This is a genomic window from Salinispora pacifica CNR114 (assembly GCF_000514775.1).
In the GTDB taxonomy this organism is placed as follows: Bacteria; Actinomycetota; Actinomycetes; order Mycobacteriales; family Micromonosporaceae; genus Micromonospora; species Micromonospora pacifica.
Map to the genome: position 1 here is coordinate 129,642 of NZ_AZWO01000016.1, position 9,534 is coordinate 139,175.

The following is a 9,534-nucleotide window of genomic DNA, read 5'->3' on the forward strand; positions in this document are numbered from 1 at the left end:
CCCCGTATCGTTCGAGCAGGTTACGGGTCCGAAGACGGCGGCCCCCCCAGAAGTCGGCTGCCATCATATTTGGCTCTGCAGCGGTAAGGGAACCCGTACCGTCCACCGGCGTACACGCAGCGTACTGCCCGGCTATTTACCGCTCGCGATCGGTGCACACCTGCCCGGACGTGGTGAACGTCTCCGTCGAATACACCGCCAGCACCGTGAAGCAGTAGTCCACCTCGGCACTCAAGCCGTTGATCGTGTAGCTGGTCCGCCCCGGCTCCACCCGGCCGTTCATCCCCAGTTGCTGCCCCGCCTGGCCAGCGGCCACCACGAACGGCACGCTGCCGTCGGACGGGTCCGTCCACGTGAGAGTGACTGTGGTCAGGTCGTCCCGCAGACTCAGGTCCGTCGGAGGCGGCGCACTCGGTACCCCGCTCGGCGATCCCGCCGCCGACGCCCGGGGTGTCTCCGGCAGCGGAGCGGCCGCCGGATCGCTCCGAAGAAGCACCACCAAGCCCGTGCCGACAATCGCCACCGCGGCCACCCCCGCCGCAGCGAGTACCGCGACCACCGCGGTCCAGTTCCGGTCGCGCCGCCGCTGCGCCCGGGCCGGATGCGCGGCCGGCAGCAGACCGACAACGGTATCGTCCGTTATCCGGGATGGGCCCGCCGCGGGTTCACCGGCTAAAACCCCAGGTGCGGGGCGGGCGTCGAAAGAGCCGTGGGTGGATCGCGGCCCCAAGGGCTGATCTGGTCGGGGCCGTCGCCTGCCGCCGTCCCCGCCCGGGCTCGGTCCGACCGTCGGACGCCGTAATGTCGTATGGCCGGGAGATGGACCCGATGGAGCCGGCGCGGCCTCCGGCGGAACCGGCGGCTGCACCCGTCGAACGTTCGAGGGCAGCGCCGCGACCGTCTCAGCCCCCGGGCGCCCCGGATTGTGCTGCACTGGACGCGGCGGGCCGGACGAGCCGTCAGCCATTCCGGCCTCGTCGAAGTAGGCCCGAGCCGCCCGGACCGACGAATGGTCGGCCCCGAGCACGGCCGGACCGGCGATCAGGATCCGATGAAAGTTGCGGCGGGCCTCGTGTCGGTTGCCGAGCTCGTCCGCCACGGTCGCCAACTCGAAGACGAGCGCCAGTAACAGGGGATCGGCGTCCGACCGGAGGCGCTGACCCGCCGCGAGCGCCTCCTCCAGCACCCGGCGGGCGGCGCTCGGGTCGCCAGCCTCCCGGTGCAGTCGTGCCAGGAGGTGCGCGGTGCCCAGCACCTCGGGATGATCCGAGCCGTACGGCGGCGGATGGGCCGACTCCACCGTGTCGGTGAGGAGTTGACGCGCGCCGGCCAGGTCGCCGGCGTGACGCAGGGCGAGAGCCCGATGCTGCACCGCGGCCAAGGGGGAGGGCGAGGGATACGACACGTGGTCATGCTGCCGGCCCGACGTGCCCCGACGCTACTGCGACAGCACTCCTGTCCGTATTCTCGCCCGCCGAGAGCCGATGTGCATGATCCATCCGGGCGGTGTACAGTAACTCCTCGTGCGGCCCGCTGGGTAGCCGACAGGTGAGAAGATCACTTCGGTCGTCGCGGTAGGCTGGAAAGAGCAAGTCCGGGTGGCGGAATGGCAGACGCGCTAGCTTGAGGTGCTAGTGCCCGTATAGGGCGTGGGGGTTCAAGTCCCCCCTCGGACACAAACCATTTCCCCACGGTGCGCGCTGAGATCCACTTCAGCGCGCACCGTTTGCGTTTCGGGCTGGTAGTTCAGCCGGAGGCCGAGTTGCCGGTAGACCTTGGCCTTGTCGGCTGGGTCGGCGTCGCGGAGGACGGCGGCGATGTCCCCGAGTGCGGTCACCAGGGCGGTGATTTCTGCTCGGGTCAGCCGGTGTGGGGTGGTGCTCGCTAGTGCGTGTAGTTCTGCTTCGGCGCGGGCGCGGTCGGCCTGGGTCTGAGTGATCCAGGCGGTAACTACCGTCGGGTCTGCGCCAGCGTCGAGGGCGGCGCGGTAGCGCTCTAGCTTGGCGTCGCACTCGGTGATGATGGCCTGGGCTGGTATGCCGGTTGCGGGCGGATGGGCTACTGGTTGGGCGTCGGCCAGCGCGGTGATGGTGTGTTCGAGGCGTTGGGGGGCGAAGGCGGAGGCGAGCCAGGTGTCGAGTGGGTCGGTGAGGGCGTCCTCGCGTAGGTACACGTTGCGGGGGTGTGGGACGTGGTTGGCGAGGGCGTACTCCTGTGGGAATCGGCAGCGGTAGTAGGCGTCGCCGTGGTTGTACTGGCCCTGCATGCGGCGGTCGCAGGCAGCGCAGTAGATGATGCCGCGGAAGACGTACGGGTTACGAGTGCGCTGCTGGAGGTGTTGGCCGCCGGTTCCCCGTCCGCGATGTCGCAGTATCGCTTGGGCTTGCTCGAAGGTCGTGTCGTCGATGAGTGGTTCGTGGGTGATCTCCTTGGAGACCACCCATTTGTCGCGGGGGTTCCAGCGCATGACGCCGGTGTGGCCCATTGCCACGTCGTCGACGTCGAGCAGTACCTCGTCGGTGCGTTGTTTGTTCCAGACCTGCCGGCCGGTGTAGCGGGGGTTGGTGAGGATGACCCGTACGGCGCTTTTGGACCAGGCGATGCCGCTGCGGTGCCGGTTGCGGGCGCGGTCATGCGCTGAGGGGCAGGGCACGTGATTGGCGGTGAGTCCTTCAGCGATGGCGAACAGGCCGATACCGGCGAGGAATTCGGTGAAGATCTGCCGGACGATCGGGGCGGTCTGTTCGTCTGGGATGAGGCCTTTGAGTTGTTTGCCGTTGGCGGCTTTGGCCGGGTTGGGGTGGGGTCCGAGTTCGCGGAGTGTGTAGCCGTATGGCGGGCGTCCGCCGAGGTAGCGGCCCTCGAGGAGGGTCTGGGCGGCCATGGCGGTGCGGACGCGCAGTTTGATCCGGTTACGTTCGCCCTTGCTCATGCCGCCGAAGACGGACATGACCAGTTCGTGGGCTTCGTTGTCAGGGTCGATCGGACCGCCGATTTCGGGCACCCACAGTTCGACGCCGTAGTGGGTGAACAGCGGCACCGTGAGACCGAACTGGTTGCCGTAGAACGCGCGGTGGGGTTCGCCGACCACGACGGCAGAGAACCCGCGACGTGGATCGCGGAGCGCCGCGAGAAGACGGCTGGCCTGGATCCGGCGTTGCCAGGGGAGGGAGCGGCTCTGGCCGACGTCGAAGTACTCCGTGACGATTTGTCCACTGTGCGGGCGGATGATGGTGGTCGCCCGGGTGAGTTGCCAGTTCCGGGACGACTCGGGGTCCTGGTTGTCCTCGGTCGACACGCGTCCGTAGAAGGCGAAGGGTTTCGGTTGAGGGGTGGGCATCAGTGCTCCTGTTGCGAGTTGTCGGTGCGGTGGGGGTTGGTGTGTCTGAGTAGCTTGAGAAGTGCGGCAGCTGCGGCGGGGTGCAGCTCGGGTGGCTGACCGGGTACCACCACGCGGGTAGTCCCGGATGTTTCGCGGCCGTCGACGGTCTCAACGGTCCATGGACCATCGTCTTCGCTGGGCTGGTCAAGTCGCTTGTCGGGGGGCGTGATCGAATCCGGCTCGTTGCGTTGTGGCGAATGGTGGCCGGGCGGCAGCGTCATGTGCCTCCGTCCGGCGGGCGCCCCGGCTGGGAAGCGCGGCATTGGGCGAGCCTCATTCGCTCCTCGGTCGCCGTCGCCTCACTGCGAGAGCGTGCGGGTTGGAGGGCGATGACAGCATTGTCTTCGTGGCTGGGCGGGATTGTGGCGCTGCAGCTCATTGCGCTCGTGACTCGCGTCATGGCGAATGAATGGGGTGCCATCGGATTTGCCCTTCGGGTAGTCGCGTGCCGGTTGCTGCGGTGAGCATGAAGAAGCGGCCGGTGCCGTTAGGAACCGGCCGCTCGTCAAGTAGTGCGGCTTTACGTCTCTGTGGTTGTCAGATCGGTTGATAGTCCTTGAGATGGGTGACCGTTGACTCGGAGTTGAGGGAGGGAGTGTGGTGGGTGCCTGTGGTCATGTCCCCACCCTGCTTCCCGGATTCAGCGGCTTGCCGAGTACCAGCAGGTCCTCGTGTGCGATCAGGTGCATCGGCACTCCGGCGGCCCTTGCCTTGCGAACTTGCTGAAGCTGGAAGAACGACGGTCGGGCGACGAGCCGTCCGCCGCGGACGGCGGCGAGTAGGGCGACGCACCGCTCGAGCGGCACGAAGCCGGCGGCGGTGCCAGCGGTCAGGACCGCCGAGGGTAGGTCGACCAGTTCGCCGCGTTTGCGCCAGGGTCGGGCGGTTATGACGACCACCCCGCCGGGGCGCAGCAGGGTGTGGCAGCCGCGCAGGATTCCGGTGAACCCCTCAACAAGCCCGGCCAGGGATGAGCGGTAGGCGAGATTGCCCTTGTCCTCGCCGTAGCGGTTGTCGAACTTGGCGACTCCGTCGCTGCCGGGGCGGACGAGGCCGTGCACGGTCGGCCCGTACGGTGGCGAGGTCACCACGAGGGCGACCTGTTCCTGTAGGACGGCGGGTAGTAGCGCGGTCAGCCGGGTGGCGTCACCGCGGATCACCGAGCCGCGGCCGGTCGCGCCGTGTCGGTGGGCGTGGGCGATGTTGAGGTCGGCGATGTCGGACCATTGGGACTCGTACTCCACGCCGATCGCGTCACGGCCGGCGTGGATGGCCTCGACGATGGTGGTGCCGATCCCGCACATGGGGTCGAATACCAGGTCGCCGGGTTGGGTGTAGGAGCGCACGGCGTGGGCGGCGATCGCGGGCAGCATCCTGGCCGGGTGCTTGACCGACTGGGGCACGTATCGGCCGCGTCGCTGGACGGGGCCGTTCGACTGGGCGGTTGCCCAGACCGACAGGGCCTGCGGCCACGTGGTCGTCTGGTTCGGGCTCGCTGTGCCGCTGGGGGAGTGGGTCGAGGGGTCAGGCATGCCGGTCACCGTCCTGTGCGGCATTCCGTGAGTTCCTCGACTTCCTGGGCGCGCGATAGCGTGATCGTGATGAGGAACCCGTGGGTTCCTGCTGAGAGTCCGTCGATTTCGCTGAACCCGCGGGGAGTTGCTTGTGGGTGAAGACGAGCAGGTCGGCGTGGACCTTGATGTGGAGTACGAACTCCTGTGCTTCGGTGGCGCGGGCCAACGACAGTAGTTCCTCATCGGGTGCGCCGTAGGTGAACCGGTCGCCGTCGGTGTCGGCGGCGACCGCGACGATGTGTTGTAGGTAGCCGAGTCCGGCACCTGCGGCGGCGTTGACGACGGGTGTGAAGTCCTCCGGGGCTGCGAGCGTGCCGGCCGGGACGCCGACGACGAGGACTAGGCATCCACCGGGGTGTAGCAGTTTGGTGCAGACGGCAAGCAGCCAGGCCAGGCGGACCCGGTTGTCCGCGTCGCTGCTGGCCTCGAGCGGCCAGGTGGCCACGACGAGGCTGGTGCGGCCCTGCAGGTCGTCGCCGTCGCCGGGCACGACGGCCGGGTCATCGCCGGGGAACGGATCGGGGTCGCGGAGGTCGTCGCCGAACCAGGTCCGCAGATCATCCGGATCATCGGGGTCCAGGTCATCGGCGGGTTCGTCGGGCTGTGGCGTCTGCGGCCCGACGACCAGCGTGGAGGCGCCGGTGAACCAGGCCGGGTGGTGCCGGCGACCGCCGCGTAGGCAAGCGGTGTCCAGCACGTGCTCGTCGGTGAGGTCGACGACCGCCTCGCCGGACCGGCTGTAGGCGGCGATGAGTCGGTAGGCCAGTCGGTTGGAGATGGTCGTGCTCTGGTCGTCGCCGCTGCGGGCGGTGCGCCAGACGGTGATCGGTACCGGCGGGTCACCGGCGACCAGATCCATCGAAGGGGTGTGAGTGGTGTCGCCCTGACGGGCAGGCGGCGGCGTGGAGTGCTCGCTCATATGGTGTTGGCTCCGTGCCGCGCCGTGATGCGCTGACGTCTACCAATCGGTGTTTGTCAGTCGTAGCGAACACTTGGCGATCTGACAGCGCCGTCATCTCGTCTGACAGTCCGCTTTCTACCTGGTTTGTCCGGTAGTTACTCCCGCCTGGCCGGGTACCGAACGCGCGTTGACAGACGCGATCGGCACCTGTCAGCGGATCGGTTGTCAGATCAGGGTGGGGCCGTGCTGCCGGCAGCAGCAAAGCCGGATCGCTTTGTCAGAGACTTCCGTAGCGGGCCTGAGACAGCGATGAGCCGTCACCCTGAGAGCGGCCATGCCCGCCAGCCTGTCTCCGCGCCCGTGGCCCCGGGGTTTCGCGTCTCGGATGCCCGAGCGCGACATCCGCGATTGTCGTTGACGAGGACACGTGACCAACGACGCTTACATCAGCGGTAATCGTTGGCGTTGTCGGAGGCGTTGTGCCAGTCCGAGGTTGGCGAGGCATCGGCTCGGCGGTTGTCAGATCACGGTGAGCGCGGGGTGAGGAGTTCGTCCAGTTGCTTGTCATTGCCGTGTCAGATGCCAGTGGCGTACTGCCCGCATGGGGATTCGCCGATGTCGGTGTTGATTCCTTTCTGATGGCACTCTGTTTTGGAGTTTGACATGTCTGTGTCCGATACACCGGACTGGTCAACGTCTCATCTGCTCGCTGTCGACCACGCGTTCAAGGCGCTGACATCCGATTGGGCGCCGATGGCACTCGATTGTGACAGCTTGGCTCGCAACATGGGCGGCAAGGTGGATTTGCCTTCCGGTGTTGTTTGTTTGCCGGTGCTGCGGGATTGGCTACTTACGCGTTCGGGTAATTACGGCGGCCGTGATGTGGTGTGGCGGGAACTGGTTGCCCGGGCCCGGTTACGGGGTGTTGAGTGGACGATCGCCGCGGTCGGGATGGCGATGCCCGCGCTGGTGCGGATTGCCGGGCAGTTGTCCGCCGGCTACCGGGGTGATCCGGCCGACATCGACTGCGAGGTGCTGACCGGGTTCCTGGAGGCCCTACGCGACCACCTTGACGTGACCCGGCCGGCGTTGTACGCGTCGCTGACCATGGCCGCGTGGCGGGCCGGGCGGCAGCTACGACTGGCCGACGAGCAGGCAATGCCGGTCGAGGATATCGAGCACGTGGCGGCTGGACCCCGCACGCCGAAGGTGCCGTACGGGCACCCAGATCTGCTGGTCCGGCGTGCCGGCACCTTGCGGATCATCGACGAGGCAGACGTGCAGCCGTGGATCGAGGTTCGGCTGGGCCGGCGGGCGCCAGAGCCGATCGCCGCCCGGCTCGGTATCACGGTGGACGCACTGCGGATGCGGCTAGCCCGCGCCGACGAACGGCTCGCACGGGCCGTCGCCGAGGGCGGTTTGACCAGGGTCGCCTCGACCGGTTCCGTAGCGGCGACCACAGCGCAGGCGATCCGTGGGACGAGCATCCGCGCAGGCCGGGCCAGCGCACGCGCGGCAGGTACCCGCGGGGTTGCGATCGCCGCTTGACCGACACCCCACGCTCGATGTGACGACTGTGGGCCCGGCGCCGGTGCGCGGGGCCCACAGTCGTTCTGGTTCCGTTTGAGGTGGATGCTGCGAGGTGGCGGGGCCCTGGACCTGCACGAATCCGATGGCCTGCCCGCAGTGTCAGATTCCCGGCCGTCCTGTCAGAGCACTGTCAGATCGGCAAGTGTGCGTCACGTCTGACAAACGCCGATTGGTAGGTGCGGGACAGTCAAGAGCAGCCATCCAGCGCTGCTCCGGTCCCGTCCGCCGCCGAGCAGCGGGTGACGCCAGCCGTGTCGCCCCGGGTGCCGCGCCATCGCATGCGCTGACACCTCATCGATTACCGCAACCACCCAGGTAAGGGAGGACGAGCTCCTCCCGGACGCGGTGCGGCATGCCGACCTCGCGCTCGGCGGCGGCTTCCTTGACCGTCTCTGGCTATCGCCCCGCCCCGGCACCCACTCGGTGATCGGCGGCGGGGCGGGAGGTAATCACCCATGTTTTCCATCCACACCAACGAACCTGTCCGCCTCTACCCGGTTCGCCTCGCCGCACGAGTCGGCGCGGCGGTGGGTGCCGGCGTGCTCATCCTTGCGGTCCCGAGTGCAGCACAGGCCGATCCGGGTGGGGTGGCCTACCTGGCGGCGAACAGCCTGCCGGTCGTCATCGCCAACCTGCAGACCCAGATCATGCTGCTGCTGGCCGGGATCGCCACCCTGTTTCTGGTTCTCGCGGGGGTCTACTGGGCCACGGCGGGCGGTGATCCCGGTCAGGTTGACAGGGCCAAGGCAGCCCTGCGTAACGCGTTGATCGGCTACGGCTTGGCCGTGCTCGCCCCGATCCTGCTGCAGTTGGTGCAGGGCATCGTCGGGGGTTAGCGCCATGAACTGGATGATGAGCGTGATCCTCGATGAGGTCCTCGAATGGCTGATCGAGGCGGTTCTCGCCTGCCTCAACGCGATCTTCGATGTGATCACCGAGATTCTTCTCGTGACACCCGAGGTCACGGCACTGCCCCAGGTGCAGGCCCTGACGGGCCGGTCGATCTGGATTGTCGACACTGTGTTCGTCCTGGTGTTCGTGGCGGCCGGATCAATGATGATGTTTTCTGGCGGCGATGAGCGGTCCCGCTACACCGTTAAGGACCTCGTGCCACGGCTGGTCGTCGGCTTCATTGCCGCGCATTTCTCCCAGCTGTTCTGCGGCGAACTCATCACGTTCGCCAATGCGGTGACTGGCGCCATCAGTGCGGACAACTATGACGGCGACAGCGCCTTGGCCGCTGTCGAGAACCACATCCAGACCGCGCGGAGTCCTGTGGCTCCACTGCTGTTTTTGATCCTTGCCCTGGTCATCGCCGTGTTGATGGTGACGGCGGCGTTCCAGCTTATCGGCCGTTTCGTCGTGCTGCTGATCATGACCGCGATCGCACCGCTGCCCCTGGCCTGCCACGCGCTGCCCGTTTTGGACGGCGTCGCACGGATGTGGTGGCGCGCCTACGGTGCCTGTCTGGCGATTCCCACCGCTCAGGCGTTCACTCTGACCGCCGGCCAGTGGATGCTGCTCGACGCGTCCCACATGTTGCCCGTGCTGGGCCTGCCGGGGGAGCCGGGCGGCGTGCTGAACCTGATCATCGTCATTGTCCTGCTCTGGACGACCGTGAAGATCCCCGGGTGGGCCGGCCGATGGGTAAGTCAGGGCGGACGCGGCGCTACGAACTTCCTCGGCGCTGTCGTACGCGTAGTCGTCGTCCAGCAACTGTCCCGCAGTATTCCTGGCCTTCGGGCCATCAGAAAGGTCACATGATGATCAACGATGAGGTGGATGTGGTGGACCGGGCGCGGATGCCGACGGGCGCTTCATACTGCCTTCTCTGGGTGTGCTTGTGGGATGGGTTTGGATCGCTGCTGCGGTCAGTCTCGCGCCCTGATGGGCGAGCCGGGCGACTGCGTCCGGGTCGGTGTCCAGTTTTTGGTGAAGATCCAGTCGAGGCCGTCCTCTCCGGCGGTGTCGAGATGTTCGGCGCGGCGCAGTCCTGTTCGGCCGGCGACTGTGGCGGAAGCGATGTTGTCCGGGCGGACGCGAGCGATGATCCGACGGTCTGGCAGGTTGGTGGTTGCCCAGGTGAC

At 67.3% G+C, this 9,534-nt stretch carries 7 protein-coding genes, 1 tRNA gene and 1 pseudogene; 4 read left to right on the top strand and 5 right to left on the bottom strand.

Features of this window, described 5'->3' with window-relative positions; all coding sequences use genetic code 11:
- Positions 1 to 136: 136 nt before the first annotated feature.
- Positions 137 to 1,381 carry a fibronectin type III domain-containing protein gene (locus tag B118_RS0111925; protein WP_028192812.1) on the bottom strand — a complete coding sequence of 415 codons (1,245 nt, stop codon included), beginning with the start codon at positions 1,379 to 1,381 and terminating at the stop codon, positions 137 to 139.
- 211 nt (positions 1,382 to 1,592) lie between these two features.
- Here B118_RS0111925 and B118_RS0111930 point away from each other — a divergent pair.
- A tRNA-Leu gene (locus B118_RS0111930) sits at positions 1,593 to 1,676 on the top strand.
- Here B118_RS0111930 and B118_RS30265 read toward each other — a convergent pair.
- The 3 genes from B118_RS30265 to B118_RS0111950 form a co-directional block, all read right to left on the bottom strand.
- Complete coding sequence (locus B118_RS30265; RefSeq protein WP_080678042.1) at positions 1,658 to 3,340, bottom strand: recombinase family protein; 1,683 nt, start codon at positions 3,338 to 3,340, stop codon at positions 1,658 to 1,660. The genes B118_RS0111930 and B118_RS30265 overlap by 19 nt on opposite strands.
- Before the next feature lie 656 nt (positions 3,341 to 3,996).
- On the bottom strand, positions 3,997 to 4,923 hold the full coding sequence (locus tag B118_RS0111945) for a TRM11 family SAM-dependent methyltransferase (RefSeq protein ID WP_028192815.1): 927 nt from the start codon (positions 4,921 to 4,923) through the stop codon (positions 3,997 to 3,999).
- On the bottom strand, positions 4,907 to 5,875 hold the full coding sequence (locus B118_RS0111950; RefSeq protein ID WP_028192816.1) for a hypothetical protein: 969 nt from the start codon (positions 5,873 to 5,875) through the stop codon (positions 4,907 to 4,909). Before B118_RS0111950 ends, B118_RS0111945 begins: the two co-directional genes overlap by 17 nt.
- 645 nt (positions 5,876 to 6,520) lie before the next feature.
- On the opposite strand from B118_RS0111950, the gene B118_RS0111955 reads away from it, so the two are divergent.
- The 3 genes from B118_RS0111955 to B118_RS0111965 all read left to right on the top strand — a co-directional run bounded on the left by B118_RS0111955 (position 6,521) and on the right by B118_RS0111965 (position 9,211).
- Positions 6,521 to 7,405, top strand: a complete 885-nt coding sequence (locus B118_RS0111955) for a hypothetical protein (protein ID WP_028192817.1) — start codon at positions 6,521 to 6,523, stop codon at positions 7,403 to 7,405.
- Positions 7,406 to 7,902: 497 nt separating this feature from the next.
- Positions 7,903 to 8,283: a pilin gene (locus tag B118_RS28230; protein ID WP_043541242.1), complete on the top strand. Its 381-nt coding sequence runs from the start codon at positions 7,903 to 7,905 to the stop codon at positions 8,281 to 8,283.
- A gap of 4 nt (positions 8,284 to 8,287) precedes the next feature.
- Positions 8,288 to 9,211 carry a TrbL/VirB6 family protein gene (locus B118_RS0111965; protein ID WP_080678043.1) on the top strand — a complete coding sequence of 308 codons (924 nt, stop codon included), beginning with the start codon at positions 8,288 to 8,290 and terminating at the stop codon, positions 9,209 to 9,211.
- Positions 9,212 to 9,318: 107 nt separating this feature from the next.
- On the opposite strand, the pseudogene B118_RS32145 reads toward B118_RS0111965, so the two are convergent.
- Positions 9,319 to 9,534, bottom strand: a pseudogene (locus B118_RS32145) (hypothetical protein); the annotation flags it as partial.